Origin of the sequence: Putridiphycobacter roseus, assembly GCF_003234935.1 — a bacterium.
Taxonomy (GTDB): Bacteria; Bacteroidota; Bacteroidia; order Flavobacteriales_D; family Crocinitomicaceae; genus Putridiphycobacter; species Putridiphycobacter roseus.
Window position 1 is genome coordinate 221,324 of record NZ_QKSB01000005.1, and the last position, 25,794, is coordinate 247,117.

The 25,794-nt window shown below is 34.1% G+C and carries 21 protein-coding genes; 10 read left to right on the forward strand and 11 right to left on the reverse strand.

Annotated elements, in window-relative coordinates:
- Positions 1-34: 34 nt before the first annotated feature.
- The 5 genes from DNU06_RS10230 (at position 35) to DNU06_RS10250 (ending at position 4,650) form a co-directional block, all read left to right on the forward strand.
- On the forward strand, positions 35-775 hold the full coding sequence (locus tag DNU06_RS10230) for an electron transfer flavoprotein subunit beta/FixA family protein (protein WP_111063235.1): 741 nt from the start codon (positions 35-37) through the stop codon (positions 773-775).
- A gap of 3 nt (positions 776-778) precedes the next feature.
- Entirely contained in the window at positions 779-1,717 is a 939-nt protein-coding gene (locus tag DNU06_RS10235) for an electron transfer flavoprotein subunit alpha/FixB family protein (protein WP_111063236.1), read from the forward strand.
- A 50-nt stretch (positions 1,718-1,767) separates the two neighbouring features.
- On the forward strand, positions 1,768-2,358 hold the full coding sequence (locus tag DNU06_RS10240) for a bifunctional nuclease family protein (protein ID WP_111063237.1): 591 nt from the start codon (positions 1,768-1,770) through the stop codon (positions 2,356-2,358).
- On the forward strand, positions 2,324-4,108 hold the full coding sequence (locus DNU06_RS10245; RefSeq protein ID WP_111063238.1) for a NupC/NupG family nucleoside CNT transporter: 1,785 nt from the start codon (positions 2,324-2,326) through the stop codon (positions 4,106-4,108). Before DNU06_RS10240 ends, DNU06_RS10245 begins: the two co-directional genes overlap by 35 nt.
- A 203-nt stretch (positions 4,109-4,311) precedes the next feature.
- On the forward strand, positions 4,312-4,650 hold the full coding sequence (locus tag DNU06_RS10250; protein WP_111063239.1) for a cupin domain-containing protein: 339 nt from the start codon (positions 4,312-4,314) through the stop codon (positions 4,648-4,650).
- A gap of 59 nt (positions 4,651-4,709) precedes the next feature.
- On the opposite strand, the gene DNU06_RS10255 is transcribed toward DNU06_RS10250, so the two are convergent.
- From DNU06_RS10255 to lysS, 6 genes are all read right to left on the reverse strand, one after another.
- The gene (locus DNU06_RS10255; protein ID WP_111063240.1) at positions 4,710-5,408 is read right to left on the reverse strand and encodes a VIT1/CCC1 transporter family protein; all 699 of its coding nucleotides are present in this window, start codon (positions 5,406-5,408) and stop codon (positions 4,710-4,712) included.
- Positions 5,409-5,423: 15 nt separating this feature from the next.
- Positions 5,424-6,563, reverse strand: coding sequence for an efflux RND transporter periplasmic adaptor subunit (locus DNU06_RS10260; protein ID WP_111063241.1), 1,140 nt, complete (start codon positions 6,561-6,563; stop codon positions 5,424-5,426).
- Between the two features lie 12 nt (positions 6,564-6,575).
- Entirely contained in the window at positions 6,576-10,901 is a 4,326-nt protein-coding gene (locus DNU06_RS10265) for a CusA/CzcA family heavy metal efflux RND transporter (protein ID WP_111063242.1), read from the reverse strand.
- 116 nt (positions 10,902-11,017) lie between these two features.
- A complete protein-coding gene (locus DNU06_RS10270; RefSeq protein WP_111063243.1) occupies positions 11,018-12,409 on the reverse strand; it encodes a sensor histidine kinase in 1,392 nt (463 codons plus the stop codon).
- Positions 12,406-13,074 carry a response regulator transcription factor gene (locus DNU06_RS10275; RefSeq protein WP_111063244.1) on the reverse strand — a complete coding sequence of 223 codons (669 nt, stop codon included), beginning with the start codon at positions 13,072-13,074 and terminating at the stop codon, positions 12,406-12,408. Before DNU06_RS10275 ends, DNU06_RS10270 begins: the two co-directional genes overlap by 4 nt.
- Before the next feature lie 108 nt (positions 13,075-13,182).
- Positions 13,183-14,892: a lysine--tRNA ligase gene (gene lysS / locus DNU06_RS10280; protein ID WP_111063245.1), complete on the reverse strand. Its 1,710-nt coding sequence runs from the start codon at positions 14,890-14,892 to the stop codon at positions 13,183-13,185.
- Between the two features lie 101 nt (positions 14,893-14,993).
- Between lysS and DNU06_RS10285 the strand changes: the two genes are divergently transcribed.
- A complete protein-coding gene (locus DNU06_RS10285; protein ID WP_111063246.1) occupies positions 14,994-15,977 on the forward strand; it encodes a bifunctional phosphoglucose/phosphomannose isomerase in 984 nt (327 codons plus the stop codon).
- A 100-nt stretch (positions 15,978-16,077) separates the two neighbouring features.
- On the opposite strand, the gene DNU06_RS10290 is transcribed toward DNU06_RS10285, so the two are convergent.
- From DNU06_RS10290 to DNU06_RS10300, 3 genes are all read right to left on the reverse strand, one after another.
- Positions 16,078-16,899 (reverse strand): outer membrane beta-barrel protein, encoded by an 822-nt coding sequence (locus DNU06_RS10290; RefSeq protein ID WP_111063247.1) that lies wholly within the window; start codon positions 16,897-16,899, stop codon positions 16,078-16,080.
- Positions 16,900-17,045: 146 nt separating this feature from the next.
- The gene (locus tag DNU06_RS10295; RefSeq protein WP_111063248.1) at positions 17,046-18,086 is read right to left on the reverse strand and encodes a hypothetical protein; all 1,041 of its coding nucleotides are present in this window, start codon (positions 18,084-18,086) and stop codon (positions 17,046-17,048) included.
- Complete coding sequence (locus DNU06_RS10300; RefSeq protein ID WP_111063249.1) at positions 18,083-18,574, reverse strand: RNA polymerase sigma factor; 492 nt, start codon at positions 18,572-18,574, stop codon at positions 18,083-18,085. The genes DNU06_RS10295 and DNU06_RS10300 overlap by 4 nt, the downstream gene beginning before the upstream one ends.
- A 110-nt stretch (positions 18,575-18,684) precedes the next feature.
- On the opposite strand from DNU06_RS10300, the gene DNU06_RS10305 reads away from it, so the two are divergent.
- From DNU06_RS10305 to DNU06_RS10315, 3 genes are read left to right on the forward strand one after another with little or no spacing between them, the layout of a single operon-like run.
- A complete protein-coding gene (locus DNU06_RS10305) occupies positions 18,685-21,006 on the forward strand; it encodes a S9 family peptidase (protein WP_111063250.1) in 2,322 nt (773 codons plus the stop codon).
- Between the two features lie 24 nt (positions 21,007-21,030).
- Complete coding sequence (locus DNU06_RS10310) at positions 21,031-21,282, forward strand: DUF1456 family protein (RefSeq protein WP_111063251.1); 252 nt, start codon at positions 21,031-21,033, stop codon at positions 21,280-21,282.
- Positions 21,283-21,285: 3 nt separating this feature from the next.
- Positions 21,286-21,861: a pseudouridine synthase gene (locus tag DNU06_RS10315; RefSeq protein ID WP_111063252.1), complete on the forward strand. Its 576-nt coding sequence runs from the start codon at positions 21,286-21,288 to the stop codon at positions 21,859-21,861.
- 153 nt (positions 21,862-22,014) lie between these two features.
- Here DNU06_RS10315 and DNU06_RS10320 read toward each other — a convergent pair whose 3' ends face one another.
- A complete protein-coding gene (locus DNU06_RS10320; RefSeq protein ID WP_111063253.1) occupies positions 22,015-23,514 on the reverse strand; it encodes an NAD(P)H-hydrate dehydratase in 1,500 nt (499 codons plus the stop codon).
- A 284-nt stretch (positions 23,515-23,798) separates the two neighbouring features.
- On the opposite strand from DNU06_RS10320, the gene DNU06_RS10325 reads away from it, so the two are divergent.
- Complete coding sequence (locus tag DNU06_RS10325; RefSeq protein ID WP_111063254.1) at positions 23,799-24,191, forward strand: hypothetical protein; 393 nt, start codon at positions 23,799-23,801, stop codon at positions 24,189-24,191.
- Between the two features lie 432 nt (positions 24,192-24,623).
- On the opposite strand, the gene DNU06_RS10330 is transcribed toward DNU06_RS10325, so the two are convergent.
- Positions 24,624-25,274, reverse strand: a complete 651-nt coding sequence (locus DNU06_RS10330) for a carboxymuconolactone decarboxylase family protein (protein ID WP_111063255.1) — start codon at positions 25,272-25,274, stop codon at positions 24,624-24,626.
- Positions 25,275-25,794: the final 520 nt, after the last annotated feature.

The following is a 25,794-nucleotide window of genomic DNA, read 5'->3' on the forward strand; positions in this document are numbered from 1 at the left end:
GACTTCTTATTAAAAAATTCTAAATCAAATATACATGAAGATATTAGTTTGTATCAGCAAATCACCAGATACAACGAGTAAAATTGCATTTACGGACAATAATACTCGTTTTGATGAATCCGGTGTTCAATACATAGTAAATCCATACGACGAATGGTATGCTTTGGTGAGAGCCATAGAACTAAAAGAAAAACATGGTGGAGAAGTAACTACAATTACAGTTGGAACTGCTGCAGATGATTCCATTATTAGAAAAGCTTTAGCGATAGGTGCTGACAATGCAGTTAGGGTAAACCAAGAAGCAAAAGATGCATATTCCGTAGCATTTCAAATAGCTGAATATGCAAAAGCAAACAATTTTGACATCATTTTCACAGGTAAAGAGACCATTAATTTCAATGGCGCTCAAATAGGTGGAATGGTATCTGAATTATTAGACTTACCATTTGTAGCTTTAGCAACTTCATTAGAAGTGGAAGGCACTACAGCTACAGCAACTAGAGAAATTGTTGGCGGTGAAGAAATTTTAGAAGTTAATTTACCAATTGTAATCAGTGCTTCAAAAGGTATGGCGGAACAAAGAATTCCAAACATGAGAGGAATTATGGCTGCCAGAACAAAACCTTTACAAGTAGTTGAACCAGTTGCTTGTGAAGACTTAGTAACTTATGAATCATTTGAATTACCAGCTGCCAAATCGGCTTGTAAGTACGTTGATCCATCAAACATGAAAGAATTAGTTGAATTACTTCACAACGAAGCAAAAGTTATTTAAAATATGTCAGTATTAGTTTATATAAGTACACCAAATGGCCACATTTCAAAAAGTGCAATAGAGGCCGTATATTATGGAAGTCAAATTGGTGAAGTAACCGCTTTAGCCAATGGTAATGTTAGCAAAGATGATTTAGCAAATTTAGGTAAATATGGTGCTAAAAATGTTTTATTACATGCTAGTGAGACGGAAGATCCTAGTCAATTAAGTAAAATGATTCAAAAAGCTGCTACTTCAGCAAGTGCAGATACTATTATTTTATCTTACGATTTAATTGGTAAAGCAATAGCGCCTCGTGTTTCTGCTGGAATGAAAGCAGGATACGTACCTGGTGCAACTACTTTACCAGACGCAAATGGATTAATCAAAACCAACGTTTTTTCAGGAAAAGCAAAAGGACTAGTAAAAGTAAATACACCTAAAAGAATTATTGGTTTAACACCAAATTCTATTCCCTTAGTGGAAGGAAATGATGTTGCTACAGTTACAGACTTTTCAGAAGAAATTGGGAATTCAAGCATTACTATCAAAGAAATTAAGAAACAAGAAGGCGATATTTTACTAACAGAAGCTGACTTAGTTGTTTCTGCTGGAAGAGGTTTAAAAGGTCCTGAAAATTGGGGAATGGTTGAAGATTTAGCCAAAACTTTAGGCGCAGCTACGGCTTGTTCTCGACCAGTTGCAGATATTGGATGGAGACCTCATCATGAACATGTAGGGCAAACTGGTATTGCAATTAGACCTAATTTATACATTGCTGCCGGTATTTCTGGTGCAATACAACATTTAGCAGGGGTTAATCAAAGTAAAACAATAGTTGTGATTAACACAGATCCTGAAGCACCATTTTTCAAAGCTGCAGATTACGGTGTTATTGGAGATGCTTTTGAAGTGTTACCTGCACTTAATGAAGCCATCAAAAATTTTAAAGCAAATAATTAATCATTTATTTAAATTAAAGGAGGATAAATACTTATTCTCCTTTTTAATTTATGGATAAAATAGAATTAAAAATAATAGGACTTTCCTATAGTCAAACGCAATCTGGTGCGTACGCATTGGTGCTATCTGAAAAAGAAGGAACTAGAAGACTTCCTATTATCATAGGTGGCTTTGAAGCCCAATCCATAGCGATTGAGTTAGAAAAAATGAAGCCTTCTCGTCCTTTAACACACGACTTATTTAAAACGTTTACCGATTCTTTTAATATTCAAATAAAAGAAATTATCATATACAACTTGGTAGAAGGCGTATTCTATTCTAAAATAATTTGTGGCGACGACAAAAATCAAATTGAAATTGATGCCAGAACATCTGATTCTATCGCTATAGGATTGAGAGCAAATGCACCAGTTTATACCTACGAACATATTTTGAGTTCCGCTGGTATTCAATTAGACAGTGAAGATTTTATTGATGAGCCTAAATTAGAAGAATCTATTAATATTGAAAGCAGTAAAGAACCTGAAAATACTGTAGAGGAGTTAGAAGCTATGCTAAATAAAGCGATTGAGGACGAAGATTACGAACGTGCTTCAACCATAAGAGATGAAATTAATAAAAGGAAAGATTCGGAATCCTAAGGTATTTTTCACTTGTATACTTTTTTTAAGCACACTATTCATAGGATGTAATAACAAACCTACCACTACCATTTTTGGAGATTGGCAATTCAGCGACTCCCTCACGCAACAAGAACATAGTTTAAAATTAATTGAAAAGGACGGCCAATTAATTTACCATGCTAAAGGAATAGACCCCCTACTTAACAGTGGCATTTTCAGCTACGACGATCACTACATCACCTTTCAATATATTCCAGAAAGTAATGCCGCTATCGACTCCATTTACATCATTCAAGATCCTACAGGTCAAACTAAGGTAGATTACTTTCTAAATAAAGAAAAAAAATTCACGGAAGTGGATGGCGTGATCCTAAAGAATAAATCCAGTGTCACTTACCAATACTTTATTCATAATCAATCCCTAAAGATTGAAACTAAAGCAAAAACTTACCCATTGGAAAAGCAAGGCTTACCCCCTCAAAACCTATCTTTTTCCTCGGTATTAAGAGGAGCGATAGGCATCCTTTTCCTCTTGTTTTTAGCATGGTTATTTAGCAAAAGCAGAAAGGATATCAACTGGCAATTAGTCCGCAAAGGATTATTGCTACAAATTATCATTGCCATAGCTGTTTTGAAGGTACCTTTTATCCAAAGTATTTTTGATTTTATCAGTCGAGTATTTGTAAAAATTATCAGTTTTACGAACGAAGGCGTTAATTTTTTATTTGCACAATTCGGCAGCACAGTCATTGATGGACCCTTGACTAATTTTGCCTTTACCATTCTACCGACCATCATATTCTTTTCGGCATTGGTTAGTGTATTTTACTACTATGGCATTCTACAAAAAATTATATATGCATTTGCCTGGGTCATGAAGAAATTCATGCATTTATCTGGTGCTGAAAGCTTAGCTGCAGCAGGAAATGTATTTTTAGGACAAACAGAAGCCCCCTTACTGGTAAAGCCTTATCTCGGTAAGATGACCACTTCAGAAATAATGTGTTTGATGACAGGAGGGATGGCGACAATAGCCGGTGGAGTTTTGGCTGCATATGTCGGTTTTTTGGGTGGTGATGACCCTGTGCAACAAGCATTTTTTGCCAAACACCTATTAACCGCTTCTATAATTTCTGCACCAGCTGCCATTATTGCCGCAAAAATACTAGTCCCAGAAACCGAAGCGATTAACACCGATTTAAAGGTAGATAAAAACAAACTAGGAAGTAATGCGTTAGAAGCTATTTCAAACGGTACAACAGACGGTTTAAAACTAGCCATAAATGTCGGTGCCATGTTACTTGTCTTCATTGCTTTTATGACCTTAGGCAATTATGCCCTTTCCTTTATAGGTAGAATTGGCATTAATGACTGGATTAGTCAAAACACCCCTTATACACAACTTTCCTTTGAATTTATTTTAGGATATGTCGGTCGACCGATCGTCTGGTTGATAGGTGTAGATTGGGCAGAATCCATTTACGTAGGAGAATTGTTAGGCACCAAAACAGTACTCAATGAATTTGTTGGTTACATGCGACTAGGCAATATGAAAACAGCAGGTTTACTGTCGGAAAAAGGAATTGTTATGAGCACGTATATATTGTGCGGATTCGCTAACTTTTCTTCCATTGGTATTCAAATTGGAGGCATAGGCGCATTAGTCCCAAATAGAAAAGGACTTTTGTCTAAACTTGGTATGAGAGCACTTATTGGCGGAACAATTGCTTGTTTGATGACCGCTGCTATCGTTGGTATGCTGTATTAAAGCATTACCGGTATTTTTTTGGTCAATACAGGAATAAACCAAATATAGCCGTTCTACTATACTTAAGCATTTTATATAAACTACCTTAATTACATGCTAACTTTCATTGGGTAATAATAAACACAACCATAAATGATTATTATCAGTACCTTTTCATAAGGCTAATCAAAAATAGATGCGTATTTTTAATGTAAAAAAAAAAGATGAAAACTGCCTCATTAATCACTTCGAATATCTTCAAAGAAGATAAACCTGCTATTTCTGTTTTACTAGAAACGGAAACTTCCAAAGAATTAAAAATTTTGATGCGAAAGGGACAATTAATGAAAAAACACCAAGCACCCTTTCCAATTATTATTGAAATATTTGAAGGTAGTATTGAATTTGGCGTAGCGGATGAAATCCTTTCTTTAAAAAAGGGAGATATTATTAGTTTAAAAAGTGGCGTTGCCCATGATTTAACAGCGACAGAGGAATCTATTGTAAGATTATCTTTATCAAAATCAGACACTATAAACCGAGTTAAAAAAGTGGTTGAATAGATATACCATAATAAATAGATTTTATCTATTAATGTTTAAGCAAAAACATTGCATAGTGCTCAAATATCGACACCAAATAAGTAACCTACAAATGCACTTAAACCCATGGCTATAGTGCCCCATAAGGTAATTCTTGTAATTGCTTTACCAACACTAGAACCACCTGTTTTTGCAGCAATTACTCCTAACATCATTAAAAAAATGATAGAAAAGCCGTATAAATAATATTCAAGCTTATTCACCGGGAGAAATAGCGCGGTTAAGGTTGGTAAAATTCCGCCAATAACAAAAGAGAAGCCAGATGCCAATGCCGCTTGTAATGGATTCGCTTTACTGACATTGTTTATTCCCAATTCATCTCTTACATGTGCTTCCAATGCATCCTGTTTAGTCAGTTCTTTTGCGACCTGAAGTGCTGTCTTTTTCTTTAAGCCTCTACCTTCATAAATCTCAGCCAACCGCTGAAGTTCTACTGCAGGTTTTTCTTGTAACTCTATCCTTTCGCGCTCAATATCTGCATTTTCAATATCTGTTTGAGAACTAACAGAAACATACTCTCCTGCAGCCATAGATAAAGCACCACCCACTAACCCTGCAATACTTGCTAAAACTACCGGCGCTCGCAAGTCACTAGCTGAGGCAACACCAATAGCTAAACTTGCAATAGATAAAATTCCATCATTTGCCCCCAAAACAGCTGCGCGTAACCAATTACTGCGGTTGATAAAATGATTTGCTAGATAATCCTCTTGTTCCATAACTAAATTAATGCATCAATCCTTTATTAAATTAAACGCCCCATTTATTAAAAATTGCGCCCCATCTTCAAAATCATTTACATTTAATATTTCCACAAAATCTCTTTCAGTTTTCCCCAATTGCACCGCCACTTTTTTAAAACTATACAAGTCTCCGTTGAATTCTTTTTGAACCAAAACAAAAGATTTATTTTCAATCGAAACAACTGCATTTAACGGCAATGAAAGTGCCGTATCTACGCCTGAATATATTTCAGCCGAAACATACATACCGGGTGTTAATGCTACTGCATCCTTTTCATTTTTAAAATGGCAATGTACTTTTATTGTCCGTGTATCGGAATCTATTGCTTTATTAATCAAATGAACCGTTGCTTTGTAATTTGTATGACCATTTTGCAAACTAAACAAGACATCCTGACCAATCGAAATAGTAGATAAGTCTTGTTCGAAAATATTCAATTCAATATGCATATGATCAGTATTCATAATAGTTACAGCAATATCTGAGGGATTAAGAAACATTCCTTTCGTAGCCAAAACAGAAGTTACAAAACCAGCCATAGGTGCTTTAACAGCTATGGTAGAACTTAAATTCAGTGCGGTAACGGTATTTGGATTAATATTCATTAATTGCAGTCGTTTTTTTAATGACTCGTATTTTGCCAACGTTGAAAGATAATCAGACTCCGCTTTTAAATAAATTTTTTGAGAGGTAACATTACTAGCCGCCAAATCTTTTTGTCTTTCATAATCCGACTTTAAATAACTTAATTGACTTTTTGCCGCTAAAAAACTTTCTTGAACTTCTATATAATCAGGACTCTCTAGTGTAAAAAGGGTTTGTCCTTTTCTAACTTTTTGTCCTTGTATCAACGCAATATTTTTAACATACCCACCAAAATATGCACTTACAGTTGACTTATATTCTGGAGGCACATCCAGCATACCATTTGCCTTTACAACTTGGTAAAAGGTTTGATTGGAAAATGTACCTAATGCCATTTTACCAAGTTCAAACTGTGCGTTGCTAATTTCCAATAAATCTGACATATTTGATCTTTCTACATTTTCCATATCGGGTGTATTTTCCGAAGTGCAGGCTAAGAAAACGGACAAGATTAAAGCAGGCATTATATATTTAATAGTTTTCATTTCAATAGGTTATTAATTAGTAATATTATTTGCTTCAATGACAGTTAAATTATAGAAAAAATTATTTTGCAAGTAATTGATTTTAATATTTATTGCATGCTCCAATAGAGATATAAATTGTAAATAATCAATTTCTCCAGAATTAAACATTTCATTGGCATTTCTTAGTGTTTCTTGATACAAAACCTCCCCATAATCTGTATAATAATCTACCCCACTTTTATAGGCTAATAATTCATTAATGAGTGCAGCATAATTTGATTTCATGTGCGTTGTATAATCTTCAAAATCATTTTGCTTTATCTTTACTTCCGTTTTGGAAGCTTTAATCTTTGATTTATCACCCCCATAAAAAAGAGGTACAGCAATTCCAGCTTGAACGCCATAATAAGCATTGGGAGACACTCCGTTATTACTCCCTTTAAATGCCTCAAATTTAACATCTGGCAATAAATTTTGCTTATTTATAGTGAGCTGTTTTTCACTTAACGCAATAGATTGATTTAGATATTGTAAAAATGGATTTTTCGAGGAATCAAATGGTAATAAGCCAACATCTTCCAAAGAATCGATTGCTATAGTATAAGTAGTATCCCCTTGTATCCATTTATTTAGTTGTACCAACGATTTGTTAAAGTTCATTTCACTTTGGTATAAAGAAACATGCATTTCTTTAGATTTTGAGGTGGCTAACAATACTGCCAATGTACTGGATTCACCTACTTGTTTTTTTAGCATTGCTGCTTCAGCAAATTTCTGGTATACACTATCTAAATATTTATAATTTCCAACCATTTTTGACCAATGCGAGACCGTATAATATGCTTTAGAAATTTCTTTTTTGATGTATTGTTCGTCTAATAAATATTTGGTCTTGGCCAAAGCCGTGTTTTGCTTTAACAAACCTTTTTGAGAAACATAAAATGATGGAAACTTGACAGATTGACTGATACCAAAAACATTTAACGCAACATTATTCGGTGCAATATTATTTTGATCAAAACTATAATAAATATCGGTTTTCTCAATGGTAAATGCGGTACCTTCAAGTATTTTATTTCTTTCCACCTCGTATTTTGAGGATTGTAATCTTTTATTATTTTCAATTCCATATGCAATTGCACTATCCAAAGAAATTTCAACATTTTGCGCATTAGAGTATAAACCAACACTGAGCAATAAAACTAAAATTGTCGTTTTACTACTACCTATTTGATGTGTTTTTTTGGTTTTATCAAAGATGGCATAAAGCACTGGTAACACAATCAAGGTCAGTAAAGTTGCAGAAATAAGTCCACCAATTACTACTGTAGCCAAAGGTCTTTGCACTTCTGCACCGGCATTGGTTGAAATAGCCATTGGTAGAAAGCCTAAAGCAGCAGCCGAAGCAGTAAGTAATACTGGTCTTAATCTAAGTTGTGTACCTAAAATTATCCTCCTATTGACATTGGTTATACCTTCCTGTTTTAATTCTTTAAATTGTTCTATCAATACAATACCATTCAATACTGCGATTCCAAACAAGGCAATAAAACCGACCCCGGCAGAAATACTAAATGGCAAACCTCTTAAATAAAGAAATAATACACCACCAACAGCTGAAAGCGGTATTGCACTATAAATCATTAATGCTTCTTTAACAGATTTAAATGCAAAATAAAGCAAAAAGAAAATCAAGACTAGCGCTATGGGAACCGCCACCCATAATCTACTAATTGCAGAACGTAAATTTTCAAATTGTCCACCATAGGCAATAGTGTATCCCTTGGGTATTTCAATGTTATTATTTATAATTTTTTGTACATCCTCTACTACCGACTGTAAATCTCTGTTCCGAACATTTACACCAATAACAATTCTCCTTTTGGTATTATCACGAGATATTTTTGCTGGTCCTTTAGTGTAGCTTATTTTTGCAAATTCTGAAAAAGGCAAAGTATTTCCATCATGGAGTCGAATAGACGTGGTAGCAATATTTGAAATATCTTTTCTGTCTTTTTCATCAAAGCGTACCACCAAATCAAATTGTTTCTCACCTTCAAAAACACTTCCTGCTGTTTTTCCGGCAAACCCCATAGTAAGTACATCATTTAAATCCGCAATATTTAAGCCATATTTTGCAATTTTATTTCGGTCGTATTCCACACTCATTTGTGGGAGACCTGCCACTTTTTCAACTGAAATATCCGCTGCACCTGGCACATTACTAATAGCCTTTTCTATTTTTAAAGCAGTCTGATAAAGCACATCCAAATCTTCACCAAATATCTTTATGGCTAAATCAGCTCGAACCCCTGTAATTAATTCATTAAATCGCATTTCAATGGGTTGCGTAAATTCATAATCTATTCCTGCAATATCAGTCAAGGCGACTTTAAACTTATCCGTTAACTCATCTTTAGATTTTGCAGATACCCATTCCTTTTTGGGTTTTAACTTTACAATTACGTCACTCTCTTCCATAGACATTGGATCCGTCGGTACTTCTGCTGCCCCTATTCTAGAAACAACTTGATCTACCTCCGGAAATTTCATCAAAATCTTTTCAATTTGTGTCGTTGTTTCAACAGTTTTTGTAAGTGAAGTCCCGGTTTTTAATACAGGTTGAATAACGAGATCTCCTTCATCCAAAGTTGGAACAAACTCCCCTCCCATTTTACTAAAAAGAATAAAAACCATTATCAATAATAGAAGTGCAGCACTTAAAACAGTGGCTTTTTTTCGCAATGCCCAAACCATAATAGGTTTATAGGTTTTTCCTAAGAAACTAACTAATCGGGTTGAGACATTCCTTTTTTCTGGATTCGAAGGTTTTAAAAATAAGGAAGCCATTACAGGAACGTACGTGAAGCACAAAAACATTGCACCAATTAAGGCAAAAGTAAATACCAAAGCCATTGGTCGGAACATTTTTCCTTCCACATTGACCAAGGAAAGAATTGGAATAAATACAATAATGATGATCACCTGACCAAAAACAGCAGAGCGCATCATTTTAGAAGTTCCAAGAAAAGTTATCCGGTCAATAAAAGCCCTTTTCTCTATACTCGGCAGCTTATTTATGGCCAATCTTTCCGCAGTTATTTTAAAAGCGATATACTCAACAATAATAACGGCCCCGTCTATAATAATACCAAAATCTATTGCTCCTAAACTCATCAAATTAGCATCTACTCCAAAAATATACATGAGCGTTAATGCAAAAAATAACGTTAACGGGATCACGGAAGCGACTACCAATCCCGAGCGAATATTGCCGAGTAAAAGTACCACGACAAAAATCACGATTAAGCATCCAAGAATTAAATTTTCACTCACCGTAAAGGTCGTTTTAGCTATTAGCTCACTCCTTTCTAAAAATGCATTAATACGAATTCCTTCTGGTAGGGAATTTTTTAACTCCTCAACCCTAACCTTTACTGCATTAATCACTTTTTTTGAATCAGCTCCTTTTAACATCATCACCTGACCCAAAACTTTTTCTCCTTCACCATTTCCTGTAATCGCACCAAATCTATTGGCAGCACCAAAGCCCACTTTTGCTATATCTTTTATATAAATCGGGCTACTCGATCTTGTTACCACTACTATATTTTCTATATCTTCAATTGAACCTACTAGTCCCTCCCCTCTAATAAAATAACTTTCATTCCCTTTTTCAATATACCCTCCACCAGCTATTCCATTATTATTTTCCAAAGCTGTAAACACCTCGGTTATAGAAATATTCATAGACAATAAACGTTTGGGATCAACTGCCACTTGATATTGCTTTAAAAAACCACCCCAAGTATTTACTTCAACAACTCCGGGAATCCCCGACAATTGTCGCTTAACTATCCAATCTTGGATGGTTCTCAAGTCTGCAATTGAATATTGCGCTTTGTGCTGCGGGTCTACATCAATAATATATTGGTATATTTCTCCCAAACCTGTGGTTACTGGTCCCATAAATGGGGAACCAAAACCAGACGGAATTTTTTCTTCGGCACTCTTTATTTTTTCTGCAATTAATTGCCTTGGCAAATAAGTACCTATTGCATCATCAAATACTATGGTAACAACGGACAGTCCAAACTTTGAAATGGAGCGTATTTCTTTAACATTAGGCAAATTTGCCATTTCCAACTCTACAGGATACGTTAAAAATTTTTCTACATCTTGGGTTGCTAAATTGCGAGATGTGGTGATAACTTGCACTTGATTATTTGTTATATCAGGTACAGCACCTATGGGAATATTCATTAATGAATATACACCACTACCTATAATAAAAGCAGTAAGCAATAAGACAATTAACTTGTTTTGAATACTAAAATGAATAATTTTTTCGAACATGACGGACTGTTATTTATCTTATTACAAAGATAGTATCACGAACTTTAGTCTTCCCTAGTTTTTTCTTAAGATTAGCTTAAAAATAACACGGCACACTACCTTGCTTTATAAAGAGGTTAAAAATTATTAAGTCCTTTAAATGTTATATTCACTGTTGTACCCTTGCCCAATTCACTATCAATTTCAATATTAGTGTGAATTACCTCTGCTGCCTTTTTAACGATTGAAAGTCCTAAACCAGCTCCATTTATTTCTTTATGATCCAGCGAATTTGATCTAAAAAAAGGCGTATAAATATTTTGGATATCCACCTCATCAATTCCAATACCATAATCTTTAATAGTACAATGTGCCAAATTGGAATCACCCTTTATTGTAATTTCTATTTTAGCTTTATTTGCAGAGTATTTTATGGCATTACTCAATAAGTTATCTATAATTAAATTTGCGTAAAAAGCATTTAATTCTAATGCTCCACCGCTCTGTATATCCAGCACAAATTCAATATCCTTTTTTAATATAATAGGTGTTCGTTGCAACACTATTTTACGGACTAGTTCTCCTAAACTTATATTGGGAGTAGAAGACAGCTTAGTACTTGAATCAAACCTTGCTAAAACCAGTAATTGCTCGGTAACATTTGTCATGCGATCGAGTTCGGTTAAACAATAATTTATTTTAGCTTGATATTCTTCAACCGTTCGTTCTTTTCGGATTAAAACCTCTAAAGTCCCTCTAATTACAGCTATTGGTGTACGCAGTTCATGAGAAGCGTCAGAAGTAAATTGTTTCTCACGTTCTAAAGCTTGTTCTAATCTCCCTAACAATGAATTTATGGAATTCGACAAGTCGAATAATTCATCTTGGTTTGCAGGCAAATCAATTCGTTCGTTTAAATTATTTTTAGTAATTCTATTCGCTGTATTTGTGATTAATACAACAGGAGAAATACTTCTCCCTGCGAGAAACGAAGAAATAAAAAATAAACCGAGTAGGACAATTGGAAAAAGAAACAAGAGCGTATTTCTTAAATTTTTCAACACCATCATTGAGCCATCTAATGCCATTGCGGCAATAATATGGCCATATATTTTACCATTATTTTCTACCGGAATTTGGACTTGTCGAATTAATCTTTGGTTTAATTTTGTATTGAAATGATCCCCATATTTATTCTCATTTTTAAAAAATAATTGATTTCCTTTTAAATTAGGAGACTTATCTTTCACCATTCCTAAGCTATCGGTTAATTGAATAAACACTGGATTAACTTGCACTTCTCTATGTTCGACTTCTTTCCATTCGTCGTTAAATATAAATTTAATGCCTTCTGGGGATTGAAAAATTTCTTTGGTATGCTTATTTGCTTCAAAAGACAAATCATTATCAATATTCTGATATACTGTTTGTTGCACTATGAAATACACAATACAAAAAACACCTACAACTACAATACTAGTAGCCAGCATAAAATGTAAAGCAACCCGTTTTTTATAACTTAGATTCATAATTCCTTTGCAATATAACCAACCCCTCTTATGGTTTGAATGTAATTATCATCATTAGTGAGCTGTAATTTTTTTCGTAAGGCATTTATAAAGACATCAATTACACTGGTATTATATTCGAAATGAATATCCCAAACACTTTCAATAATTTTTGTTCTACTACAAACCTTGCCTTTGTTTTTAATTAACAATGCCAATAAATCAAATTCTTTTTGGGTCAATGCTATTTCTTTACCACTTTTAAAAACTGTATGTGCAACGGTGTTTAACACAATAGAGCCAAGGGTTAATTCCGTCAATTCTTCAGAATTATTCCTTAATTGTACACGCACACGTTCTAATAGTTCTTCAAAATGGAAAGGTTTTTTTATATAATCATTTGCGCCGGCTTGCAATCCAAATATCGTTTCGTCAAGCGTATCTTTTGCGGTAAGAAAAATAATTGGTGTTTCTTTGTATTTTTTCCTGAATTGGGTACAGATTTCTATACCACTTTTTTTCGGTAACATCCAATCTAATAAAAGTAAATCATATTCCCCGGACAAAGCCATCATTAATCCAATATCGCCTGTATGCGCCACAGCAACAGTATAAGATTCTTCTTCCAATCCTTGTTTAAGAAAATTAGCGATACCAATTTCATCTTCTACTATTAGAATTCTCATGTTACAAAGATTAGATAAAAATCAGGCATACAAAAATATGTAATCTTAAGGTTTGCTTAAGATTACCTTTCTGTAGGTTTACTTTTCTAGGTCAAGCTACAATTTTACTTACACCAACTCCACCAACAAGTCATCATTTGTTTTAGTTACTTTGGCCAATTTATTACTGGTTAAATGCTTGATAGACTTATCCCATTTTTTGTTACTCAAGCCAGTTTTAGCTTTCAAATCATCTAAACTAATTGGCGTAGCTTTTTTTAAGGTATCCAAAACTAATTTTTGGTCTTCGTTTAATTCAACGCTTACTTTATTTTTAGTCTCGGGTTTCATTTGAGGAAAGAATAAAACCTCTTGGATAGAAGCATTATTGGTTAAATACATAATCAGACGGTCCATTCCAATACCCAAACCTGATGTAGGTGGCATGCCATATTCTAGAGCTCTCAAAAAGTCTTGGTCAATAAATTCACCTGCTTCATCATCTCCATTAGCCGCCAATTTCAATTGCGCTTCAAATCTTTCTCTCTGGTCAATAGGATCGTTTAACTCAGAATAAGCATTAGCAATTTCTTTACCACAAACCATTAATTCAAAACGTTCAGTTAATTCAGGATCTTCTCTATGCTCTTTACACAATGGCGACATTTCTTTAGGATAATCCGTGATGAAAGTTGGTTGAATGTAATTTCCTTCACATTTTTCGCCAAATATTTCATCAATTAATTTTCCTTTACCCATAGTATCATCCACCGGTATTTTCATTTCTTTGGCAGCATTTCTAATTTCATCTTCTGTTTTTCCTCCGATATCAAACCCAGTAAAATCAATGATCGATTGACGCATGGTAACCCGTTTATAAGGTGCTTTAAATTCAATATTGTGTTCTCCAAAGGTTGCAGAAGAAGTACCATTTACGGCTATTGCACAGTATTCTAACAATTTCTCGGTAAAATCCATCATCCAATTGTAATCTTTGTAGGCCACATAAATTTCCATTGCCGTAAATTCTGGATTATGCGTTCTGTCCATTCCTTCATTTCTAAAGTTTTTAGAAAATTCAAAAACGCCATCAAAACCACCAACTATCAATCTTTTTAAGTATAATTCATTGGCTATTCGCATAAACAAAGGAACATCCAAAGCGTTATGGTGTGTAACAAAAGGTCGGGCTGCGGCACCACCTGGAATCGGTTGTAATATTGGTGTTTCTACCTCAAAATATCCAGCGTCGGTAAAAAACGTTCGCATGGCATTAAATAATTTACTCCGCTTCACAAAAACATCCTTTACTTGCGGGTTCACTACTAAATCTACATACCGTTGTCTATAGCGCATTTCAGGATCCGTAAAAGCATCATGCACATTCCCATCTTCATCTGTTTTAGGTTGTGGTAATGGTTTTAATGTTTTGGTCAATAAGGTGAATTTTTTAACCCGAACAGAAATTTCACCTACTTGGGTTTTAAACAAGGTTCCTTCAATTCCTATAAAATCACCTAAATTCAATAATTTTTTATACAATTCATTGTACGCCCATTTATCTTCCTCTGGACATATTTCATCCCTATTGAAATACACTTGAACTCTTCCAGCACTATCTTGCAATTCAGCAAAAGATGCTTTTCCTTGAATTCTTCTCGCCATTAATCTTCCTGCTATAACAACCTGTTTACCCTCTACATAGTCACTTTTTATTTCATTTGACAATATAGATACTGGATATAAATCAGCAGGGTATGGATTAACGCCGTGCGCTCTTAACGCCGTTAATGCTTCTCTTCTTTGTATTTCTTGCTCGGATAAATTTGCGAAACTCATGTAAATAATTTTCAACAAAGATATTCAAATTTCTTTTTTCAATCCATAACCCTATTGAAATAACACTTAAAATATTAACTTTGGAAGCTTAAGATTTAACTATGCAAAATATTATCGCTGACTTTCCAAACCAATTAAAGAATGCAATGGAAATTGGAAAACATTTTAAACGCAATGAAACCCACCAGATAAACAACATATTAGCTTGTGGATTAGGCGGTTCTGGAATTGGTGCTAAAATTGCAAAATTATTAAATTTGAATAAGCTATCGGTTCCATTTGAATCTATCAACGATTATTCTATCCCAGCATTTGTTAATGAAAATACTTTAGTGATTGCTACCTCTTATTCTGGAAATACAGAAGAAACACTAGAGGCTATTGAAAAATGTAAATCAAAAAATGCAAAAATTGTAATTATTGCTTCAGCTGGTAAATTACTGGAATTGGCAAAAGAAAACAATTGGCCATATATTATAGTACCTGGTGGTGAGCAACCAAGAGCAATGTTAGGCTATAGTTTAATCCAACATTTTTATGTGTTAAAAGCATTTGGTTTAATTGATAATCAATTTGAAAACAGTATTTTAGAAGCAATTGAGATCATAGAAAAAGAAGAGTCAGCTATTAAAGATAACGCAAGAGTGGTTGCAGGTCAAATGTACGAACATACCCCTGTCATTTATTCAAACCCAAGTCTAGAAGGTATAGCCATTAGATTTAGACAACAAATTAATGAAAACAGTAAAATGTTGTGCTGGCATGCTGTAATTCCGGAAATGAATCACAACGAACTCGTTGGTTGGGCTGGTGGCAATGATAAAATTGTAGTCATTAAACTAAAGACTGATTTAGAATATTACAGAACGAGTAAACGTTGGGATTTTTGTAAACCAGTAATTGAAAGTAAGACAAAACAAATTATTGAGATTAATGCGAAAGGTAAATCACTTTTAACACAAGCATTATATCTAATACACTTAACCGATTGGATTAGTCTTTATTTGGCAGATTTAAATGAGGTAGACCCTATTGAGGTTAATGTTATCTCTTCCTTAAAATCTAAACTTTCAGAATTAAAATAAAAAAGCTGCCAATAAATTGACAGCTCTTTACCTATGAAAAAATACTATGTTTAGTCACACACACATTAAATTTACGACTGCACACCATGTATTTATTGGTTTAAAAATGGAAGGACACTCCCATTGTTAAAGGAAAAACTTGTTCCGCTTTTCCTTTTTCAAACAAGGGTAATAAGTTATAATTTGCGAATAACCCAAAATCGTTATATCCCATTCGCACGGTAGCCAATGCTTGAAAAGAATTTAAATTATAGACGCCCTTTGATTTATTTTTTGACTCTTTTCCAAGTACATCAAATTTCTGTACTAATTTTGAACCAATTCTAACCCCACCAATTACTCCTGCTGCGACATGAAAATTTTTGTCTTCATTTTTGGAACTATTAAACTGAAGCAATAAAGGCACATTTAAATAGGTGGCTCTTAGTTGATTTTTATTAAAGGAAGTAAGTGTATCTAAAGTCCCCCAAGTACTATCTGCACTTTGTTTTAGTTGATAATTATTTTTCAACCCATATCTCGAAAAAGACAATCCCATACCAGTAACCAACCCAACATGATCGGTACCAAAGCGAATTCGTTTTTCAAAAAAGTTTAAATTATAACTAAAAGATTGGGCCGGGTCCATTTGTAAATAAGGACTATTTATTTGATTACCACCACTAGCGTTTAATAATATTGAAGGGCCAAAATCAAATCCACTCCAGTACGTTAAATCATCATCTGCCTTATTTTTTTTACTCTTACCCACTTCTACTTCTTTTGAAGTGCCTTCTCCGCTCACTAATAAGGTATCTTCTCCATGGTTAATGATTATAAATTCAAGACCAGCGACATTAAAACGCATAGTATCTTGTTCTTTCTCTTGGGCAAACAATTGCATGCTTAAAGAAATTGCAATTAAAGTTATTATATTTTTCATCTTATTAAGTTTTAAGTTTAGTACAACGGGAAACAAAGTAGTGAAAATTTCAAATGGCCAGTTTAAGCTTTCACTATGGGTACCACAATCTTTGTTTAACGTTCTTATGAATAGGACGACCAACTATAAAATAAGTTACAGGAAGGTTATTTTTTTTTCTTTCTTTCGAAAGATATTTTTCCAATTTTGAACTTAGTCACCTTATAATCACTATCTTTTGTACTTTCTTGATAAGATACTGGCAGCTTGGTAAAGTTACTTAATGCGTTCGTAACCGGTTTATATCGGTCATGCACATTTACCTTTGATGCCGTATGTGCATAATGATCATGTTCAATAAAATCTTCTGTATTTTTAATTTCAGTAAAAGCCAAGTCATCTTCTGTAAAAAGAACATCATAGTTACTCAACTCAGGAAGCGGTTTCTCCATGGTAATATATGCCAAGTAATTATTATCTAATTTAGGAACTGGATTTAAACGCTCTATCTTTAAAATACGCGTAGTTTTCAGGCCTTTTTTATTGGTAGTTTTGGGTTTCGTAGCAATATTTTCTTGTGCTGGTACCTGCATTAACTTTTCAATTACTGCTGCCCCTTTATGCTGTTCATCTGCAAATTTTATCTGCTGAAAATTATTTTCATCCAAAGATCGACTTGCATATTTTTGTGGGACGTTTTGATACATATTCCAATTCACAGCAAAGAAAACCAGTGCTAATACTGCGGCAACCGAAAGCATTCTAACAAACATGCCAAGTACCAGACCCTTCTTTTTTAGTAACGTATTTTTATTTTCATAAACCACCGTTAAATCTGGCTGTAATTTAATTTTTCGATATAAACTACTGGTATGTTCCAACCCATGGGCTTTCGTATAATTAATTAACTTTTGATTTTCAACCTCAGATAGCAATCCTTCTGCACTGCCAATTAACCAATTTTCCACATTGTCTTTATCAATACCATTTTTAAAAACAGGCTCTAATAAGGCTTCTTTACCTTCAAATTCCAAATTTTCCTTTGGTAGTTCAAATTCCAAAACATCTGCCATGTCAACTACTTCAGCAGCACAGGCAGGATGTGTATCTAAAAAACTTAGCAAAACTTGGCTATCCTTTGCATTCAAATTTCCTTCCAGATAATCTAGATAAAAAGCTTCATAATTATATATATCTACTTTTATCATTTTTCTAAAACGGCTTCTACACTCACCAATATTTCTTTTAATTTTTTTCTTCCTCTAAAAATATAAACCTTCACTTGACTCTCTTTTAAATCCGTAATGTTTCCTATTTCACTATAATCATAACCTTCATAATCGCGTAACAAAATAACTGTTTTTTGTATTGCTGGTAATTGATCCAAAGCTTCATTTAGAATAGATTGCAAATCCATGTTTTTAATTGGATCAGCATGTTTAACATAATCAATATTCTCTTCCCCAACTTGAAATTTTTCTTTTCTTACCACATCTATCAAACGATTATAGGCAGTTGTAAATAAATAAGATTTTACTTTTTGCCCATCAATGTTTTCTTTTTTAAGCCAAACTTTTTCAAAAGTATCTTGTACAACGTCCCTAGCAGCATCAATATTTTTTAGATGCTTGAGTACAAACCGATAAATATTATCAGCATAATCGGCTACGGCGCTATTGTATTCGTCGACAGTCATTTTTTCATAGGTCAATAGTAGGACGGTTCAGGCGTTAATAAGTTACACCTCGATCCAATATTATTAAATAGAATACTTTAAAAATACTAATTTAGTCCAAAAGTAAAGACATGAAGTACTATTATTTGTTCATTTTTATATCCTTATTCCATTATCAAGTAAATGCACAACTCGTTTTAAGTGACATTATGCGTGGTAATGATTTTATAGGTAATCAGCCTTATCATGTACTTTGGGGACCAGAAAATGAGACCATTTATTTCCGTTGGAAAAAAGATTCTTTGGCTTATAAAGAGCAACATGTCTATCATTTAAAAACTAAAAAAATAATTGCTTTAGACCCTATTTCTCAAATTGACTTGCCAATTAGCGGATTTCAAACCAATAATAATGGCGCATACTACTACCAAAATAAAAAAGGAATTTATTATGTTCAGCACAAGGGCAACAAATTGATATTTCAAGCAAGCGGTAATTACCGATTAATACATGTTTTTGATGAAAACAAAATACTCCTACAAAATGGAAAAAGCTACCTAATCTTTAATCACCAAGAAGGAACCATAAAGGAGTTAATGCATTTTACAGAATCCACCGACAAAGAAAAAGAAATGGATTATTTAAGTCGGCAGGAATTAATATTATTCGATTTTTTAAAAGAAGAAAAAAACAAGGAAAGGGCAAATAGTAATAAAATTCAGCAAGCAACATACCAAAAGACTTACCCTATAAAAAATCAAACTATAGGCTTATTCGAAATCAATTCGAACCATAACTTCGCTTTATTTCGCCTAGATAAATACGCCAAAAACACCAATACGGAAATGCCAAGTTACATTAACAAAAATGGCCATGTGACACTAAAAAAAGCAAGACCAAATGTTGGCGCTAAACACCCAACACATGTCATAGCTTATCTGGATTTAAACCATAATAAGTCGGGGGAAATTAACATTGCTCATTTACCTGGAATTAAATTAGACCCGCTTTATTTACAAATTTATAATGACACGATTGACCTTCACCGAAGTACCCCAAAAGCGGTTATTCCCACTCAAATACAATTTAATGATTTTGGCGACAAGGCATTAATTGAAATTAAGTCCTATGATAATAAGGACCGTTGGATTTGTATTTTCTACACACAAACAAAACAATTAGAATGTATCAATCACCAACATGATGATGCATGGATTGGGGGACCTGGAATTTCTGGATGGAACATGGTACCTGGTAATTTAAATTGGTTCCCAGCACAAGACAAAGTCTTTTTTCAGTCTGAAGAAAGTGGCTATTCTCACTTATACAGTTATACTTTAAAGGACAAAAAAACGACCCAATTAACGAATGGAAAATTTGAAATTCACGAAGCAAAGATTAGTCAAAATGGTGAAAAATTCTACATTACAGCAAACAAGTCTCATCCTGGTAACCGTAACTTTTATCATTTCCATATCGAATCAAAAACATGGACGCAGATTTTAGCAGAAAAAGGCAATTATGAAGTAAGTATATCGCCAGATGAAAAACACATTGCCTATCGGTATTCCTATCAAAACAAGCCTTGGGAAATATTTTTAACAGAAAATAAACCCAATGTTATAGCAGCACAAATAACCCATTCCACTACCAAAGCTTTTAAAGCCTATGCATGGAGAACACCAGAAATTATTCAATTCAACAACCAAGACAACAAAACTGTTTACGCAAGATTATACCGACCAAAATCTGAGGTAAAAAATGGGGCAGCAATTCAATTTGTGCATGGCGCAGGGTACTTACAAAATGCACACCATTGGTGGAGCGGATATTACAGAGAGTATATGTTTCATAATTTACTGTGCGATAAAGGATATACGGTTATAGACATAGATTATTCTGCTAGCGCAGGCTATGGACGAGACTTCAGAACCAGTATTTATCGCCACATGGGTAAATCTGATTTAAACGATCAAATTGTGGGTCGGCAGTTTTTGATAGAAAATGAAGGTATTGACGAAAATAGGATTGCCATTTATGGTGGTTCATACGGTGGATTTATTACCATTATGGCCTTGTTAAAATATCCTGGCCAATTTCAATGTGGTGCTGCCATTCGTTCCGTAACCGATTGGGCACATTATAATGATGCCTATACGAGTAACATTTTAAACACACCAGAAACCGATAGCATAGCCTTTCAACAAAGTTCTCCAATTTACTTTGCAAATCAATTAGAGGACGAGTTATTAATCCTCCATGGTATGCAAGATGACAATGTACAATTTCAAGATGTGGTAAGATTAAATCAAAGATTTATTGAATTAGGAAAGCATACTTTTTCTTTGGCTTTGTATCCCATAGAACCACATGGGTTTGTAAAATCTAGTAGTTGGATAGACGAATACAGCAGAATTTTAAAGTTGTTTGATGCTCATTTGACAAATGAGTAGTACCTTGCAGAAAAATTACCAATCATGACTAATAACGATATTTTCAAAAAATTACGTGTCGCGCATAAATTAACAAATACTGACATTGTTGCCATTTGTAAACTTGTTGATTTTAAAGTTACTGAAAGTGAATTAGGCGCTTTTTTTAGAGCTGAAGGACATGAAAAATACCGTAATTGTGGCGATCAGATATTAAGAAATTTTTTAAATGGCTTGGTCATTCACTTAAGAGGACCTATGCCGGATAAAAGAATTGCTAAAAAATCAGATAAATAAAAGATGGCTGAACATACACATTTTGCATTACACAAACCCTTTGGATTTATATCACAATTTATCCATAAAGGTAAACGTACAAAAAGAGTCTTAGGAGAATTACAAGATTTTCCTGAAGGCATGATGGCCATTGGTAGGTTGGACGAAAACACAGAAGGTTTAATACTTTTGACTACGGATGGTATGACCAGTGAAAACGTAAGAAGAAAAACCGTGGAAAAGGAATACTACGCACAAGTAGATGGTTTTCCGAATGAAGCAGCCATAAAAAAACTGATGAATGGGGTTGAAATTGGTATCAAAGGTGAAAAATATATCACCTTACCTTGTTCCGTAAAAGTTATAGAAGATCCAATTGCATTTCCTCCACGAGAAAAAAAAATAAGGGATGAAAGACATGGTCCAACAAGTTGGATTTCAATCACCATAACGGAAGGAAAATACAGACAAGTAAGAAAAATGACTGCTGCTGTAGGACATGCTACTTTACGTCTCGTAAGAGTTCGAGTTGGAGAGGTAAAGTTAGATAATTTAAAAAGTGGTGAAATTAAACCATTTGACCCAAAACAATTTGAATAAGTTAATTCTTTTCTTTTACCCGCTTCTTAATCAAACTTGGCTACTCTTTAATAAAGGCAATTTTATCGCTTATTTTAAATAGTAAACAACACCTGTGGCATACTATAAACTGAATGGCACTCCGTATTGTTATTTATAAAAAATTATACCTACTTAATGGGTATATCCATAGGGTTGAATTCTTAAATTTTCGACAATATCGGAAGCAAGCAGTGCATTATAGCCTTTCTTTTCTGCTCCCTTATCCCCCGCTTTTCCATGAAAATACACGCCTACTATTGCGGCATTGAGCAGGTCATAGTGCTGTGCAATCAGTCCCGTAATAACACCTGTTAAGGCATCCCCACTTCCACCCGTTGCCATGCCTTGATTCCCGGAAGTATTTATGTAAAACTCTCCTGTTGTAGACGATATACAGGTATAGGCATCCTTTAAAACGATAATACATTGGTGTTTTTTTGAAAATGATCCTTGCTTTTCATGCCGTTCTAATGTGTTTTTAGAAGGGCCAACTAATCGGTCAAATTCTTTAACATGTGGGGTTAAAACACTTCGTTTTGGAAGCAGTGCCAATAACTTTTGATTGGCAGAAATAATATTAATAGCGTCTGCATCCAACACCAATGGTTGCGTACTTTTTTCAAGAAGACTTTGAAGCATTTTAACTGTCAATTTATCCTTTCCTATACCAGGACCAGCTCCAACTACATCATAGTTTGATAAAGTAGGTAATTCGGTCAAAAAATGAGCGTTTTCATCCGTTAAACACATGGCTTCTGGTGCAGCAATTTGTAATATATTATAACCGCATTTTGGAACACAAGTGGTTAGTAAACCAACGCCACTTCTCAAACAAGCTTTGGTCGACAAAACAGCTGCTCCCATCTTCCCATGTGAGCCTGCTAAAAGTAATGCATGTCCATATGTACCTTTATGGGATTGTTTCGCTCTTATTTTTACTATTTTGGCTACTGATTCGTCTAATAAAAAATAATTAGATTTTTGTGCCTGAATAAAGGCCTCGTCTAAACCAATATCCACTACTTCCCAGTCTCGTATATATGCCCTATGTTCGGGAAAGAAAAAAGCCAATTTTGGTCTTTGAAAACTAATTACGTGACTATTATTTACAATACTTTTAGAAGTAGAAATAGCATCACAAGGTAAACCGGAAGGAACGTCTATTGAAAAAACGGTTTTTTCAGCCTTATTTATAGCAGCAATTACCGCAGCAGGAAAACCTTTTACAGGATTATTAAGTCCTGAACCAAACAACGCGTCAATAATAATGTCATAAGCTGCGAAATCTGGAACAGTATCCGTCACCGTTAATTCTTCTACCTCCTTTAACCTGTTTTTATTAATCTTACAGTCCGCTGAAAGTGTTTCTTTGAATTTAACTAGCATGACATGCACATCCATACCTTTTTGCCTTAAAAGTCGACTAACAGCCAAACCATCTCCCCCGTTATTTCCTACACCACAAACGATAATTATTTTTTTGGATGCATTACTATGTTTTTCGAAGGCTTTTACGAATGCCAAGGCTGCTTGCTCCATTAAATCAATAGATGCAATTGGAGCATTATCCATGGTATATTTATCTGTCGCTCTAATTTGAGCGACATTTAGGATTTTTTTTAAGGGCGCCATCTTTGGTTATTTTTAATGATTTTAATCCGCTTTAACTAATACTCCTATTTTGAAGTAATATAAATTTAGAAATATAAACCGAACTGCTTATTCTTAGCTAATAATTTTTGTGTCAACTGCGAATATTATTTCCTTATCGATTTCTCAACTCAGTAAGTCCTACACTCTCCTGTAATCAAATAAAACAGAGATGGTTTTGAATTTGTCATCCGATAGAAATATGAATTGAATTATTAGTATTACTTTTGATAAAATAAAAATACTTCACCCTTAATCTTAAGTTTATGCCTTACCAAGATGTGTTTGTTCTTTTCTGGGAACAGGTAAAAGAAAGTGTACAAGAAGATCGATTTGCAAAATTAACCATGGCAAAGACCATTGGCAAACCTGACTTGAGAAACATATTTGTCCGACCTATTTACGCAGAAGACGGCTTTAAAGTCTTATTGAAATTGCGCTATAGATCTAAAGAAACAGAAGACGAAGAAAATGAATTGACTTTAGAAGAAGCATACGCTGTAATACAGTCTCATCTCCGTAAATCTTTTTTCTCTGTCCTGTTATTCACCACCACAAAGGATATTACTTTTAAGATTAACAAAAAAAACGCAGGAAGCATTACGGAATACCCCCCAACGTTTAAGGAAGTGATGCAAGCCCAAATTGATTCCGAATAATAGGTGAAGGACCTGAAAATGCTTTCAAAAACAATTTAACCAAGCTATTTTATAGCAGTTAAAGCCATACCATTGAGTAATAGCTATGCCATCAAGACCGTTTATTTGTACGCGTTGTTTAAGTTAAAATACAGTTTGAGTATAATTGAATTCTTGTAATAGGAAAACTTAGGACCTACAACAAATTCTAAAATCAAGCTACCAATACGATAATAAGAAATAATCCATTAAAAAAATTTCGAACCATTAGTCTTGCACTTGTAAGATCAAGTACTGAACGCATACCTCTTTCTTTCATGCTGTCGAGAGGACATTAGCAGCTAGGTAAAATCGCAGGTAATAATAGCGTTGGTTAGGTAGTTTTTTAGCTTGTGAAGCTGTCTGCTATCGTTTATAAATGTCCATTGGTCCAATCTCAACGCCTTCTCCTGATCATGCTTCAGTGCTATAGTCAAATCTCACGCTCTTTAAACCAAATAGTAACTTAATCAAACCATGGAGGATTGCTATTGGTAAAAAGAGAAAACCCAATAATAGTACTTTAAATTCATATAAAAATGAACTGTCTTTATAGGGCTTTCCTTTTAGTCTAGATAAAAAAGCACTCAAAGGAATTCCATACATATTTCCAAAAATCATGACTTGAGCAGCTGAAAGTATAATTTCTGCTTTCTCCTCACCATACTCTTTTACAATAGCATCATAAGCATACTTCTTTGGACAAGCTCTTGAATCCGCAAAATGTTGCGCAAATAGGATTGCTTTTGCTTCTTCGGGCTTTATAAAGTCACCTCCCCCTCCTTCACTTAAAAAACTGTTTATTTCTTCATTTCCCATCCCTTGTCGCAAAGCCATTTTAGCGTGACCATAGGAACAAATTGCACAACCATTCACCTCTGTAACCGCCAAATCTATGCGCTTAATAAAGTTTTGGTCTATTAATTTACTTTTTTTATTCCTATTTAATTTTTGCATTGCCATTGGGACAAAAACAGCTGCTCGATACATTTCCTTTAAACTGAATTTACGCTTAAATTCGGTTCTTGCACTTATTGCTTTAGGTAAAATTAAATCCTCCTCCATAATTCTATTACGTATTTGATCATATATACATGAGCACCATCATTCGTGTAAAAAGAGCAACAGTAAAACGCTAATTAAATTTAATTCAAATATAAGCATTTGCCTTCATTCCTTACTTTTAAAATAACGCCTATTCATTCTAGTGATTCAACAATAATCAATTTGTAGTAGAGGTAATAAATATTTTGTGGGTGAATCAGATTGCAATAATAACTTCCAGTCTGGTCTTAAGGTTAAAAAAAGACTTTTGGAGGAATTATCCGATAATAAAATTATCGCCAATCACAAATTAGAGGTATCAGAAACGTAGCATTTTTTTATGAAGGTGCATGAAAATTTATGCCTAACCCCAACTCTTGAAATTGACACCTTGATCTTTTCCAGACCATGTGACCAACCATTAAAATCAAGGTAAAAAAAAACTCAGTTTCCTAAAGTGTTTTTGGTGGGCAATGAGGGACTCACCTCAACTTCGTTCGGCATAAACTTCTCGTTCGAATTTATTGGGCAAAAAAATACC

Bases quoted from the DNA above. Each gene is read 5' to 3' on its own strand.
- DNU06_RS10230 (WP_111063235.1), top strand. From the start codon at position 35: ATGAAGATATTAGTTTGTATCAGCAAATCACCAGATACAACGAGTAAA.
- DNU06_RS10235 (WP_111063236.1), top strand. From the start codon at position 779: ATGTCAGTATTAGTTTATATAAGTACACCAAATGGCCACATTTCAAAA.
- DNU06_RS10240 (WP_111063237.1), top strand. From the start codon at position 1,768: ATGGATAAAATAGAATTAAAAATAATAGGACTTTCCTATAGTCAAACG.
- DNU06_RS10245 (WP_111063238.1), top strand. From the start codon at position 2,324: ATGAAATTAATAAAAGGAAAGATTCGGAATCCTAAGGTATTTTTCACT.
- DNU06_RS10250 (WP_111063239.1), top strand. From the start codon at position 4,312: ATGAAAACTGCCTCATTAATCACTTCGAATATCTTCAAAGAAGATAAA.
- DNU06_RS10255 (WP_111063240.1), bottom strand. From the start codon at position 5,408: ATGGAACAAGAGGATTATCTAGCAAATCATTTTATCAACCGCAGTAAT.
- DNU06_RS10260 (WP_111063241.1), bottom strand. From the start codon at position 6,563: ATGAAAACTATTAAATATATAATGCCTGCTTTAATCTTGTCCGTTTTC.
- DNU06_RS10265 (WP_111063242.1), bottom strand. From the start codon at position 10,901: ATGTTCGAAAAAATTATTCATTTTAGTATTCAAAACAAGTTAATTGTC.
- DNU06_RS10270 (WP_111063243.1), bottom strand. From the start codon at position 12,409: ATGAATCTAAGTTATAAAAAACGGGTTGCTTTACATTTTATGCTGGCT.
- DNU06_RS10275 (WP_111063244.1), bottom strand. From the start codon at position 13,074: ATGAGAATTCTAATAGTAGAAGATGAAATTGGTATCGCTAATTTTCTT.
- lysS (WP_111063245.1), bottom strand. From the start codon at position 14,892: ATGAGTTTCGCAAATTTATCCGAGCAAGAAATACAAAGAAGAGAAGCA.
- DNU06_RS10285 (WP_111063246.1), top strand. From the start codon at position 14,994: ATGCAAAATATTATCGCTGACTTTCCAAACCAATTAAAGAATGCAATG.
- DNU06_RS10290 (WP_111063247.1), bottom strand. From the start codon at position 16,899: ATGAAAAATATAATAACTTTAATTGCAATTTCTTTAAGCATGCAATTG.
- DNU06_RS10295 (WP_111063248.1), bottom strand. From the start codon at position 18,086: ATGATAAAAGTAGATATATATAATTATGAAGCTTTTTATCTAGATTAT.
- DNU06_RS10300 (WP_111063249.1), bottom strand. From the start codon at position 18,574: ATGACTGTCGACGAATACAATAGCGCCGTAGCCGATTATGCTGATAAT.
- DNU06_RS10305 (WP_111063250.1), top strand. From the start codon at position 18,685: ATGAAGTACTATTATTTGTTCATTTTTATATCCTTATTCCATTATCAA.
- DNU06_RS10310 (WP_111063251.1), top strand. From the start codon at position 21,031: ATGACTAATAACGATATTTTCAAAAAATTACGTGTCGCGCATAAATTA.
- DNU06_RS10315 (WP_111063252.1), top strand. From the start codon at position 21,286: ATGGCTGAACATACACATTTTGCATTACACAAACCCTTTGGATTTATA.
- DNU06_RS10320 (WP_111063253.1), bottom strand. From the start codon at position 23,514: ATGGCGCCCTTAAAAAAAATCCTAAATGTCGCTCAAATTAGAGCGACA.
- DNU06_RS10325 (WP_111063254.1), top strand. From the start codon at position 23,799: ATGCCTTACCAAGATGTGTTTGTTCTTTTCTGGGAACAGGTAAAAGAA.
- DNU06_RS10330 (WP_111063255.1), bottom strand. From the start codon at position 25,274: ATGGAGGAGGATTTAATTTTACCTAAAGCAATAAGTGCAAGAACCGAA.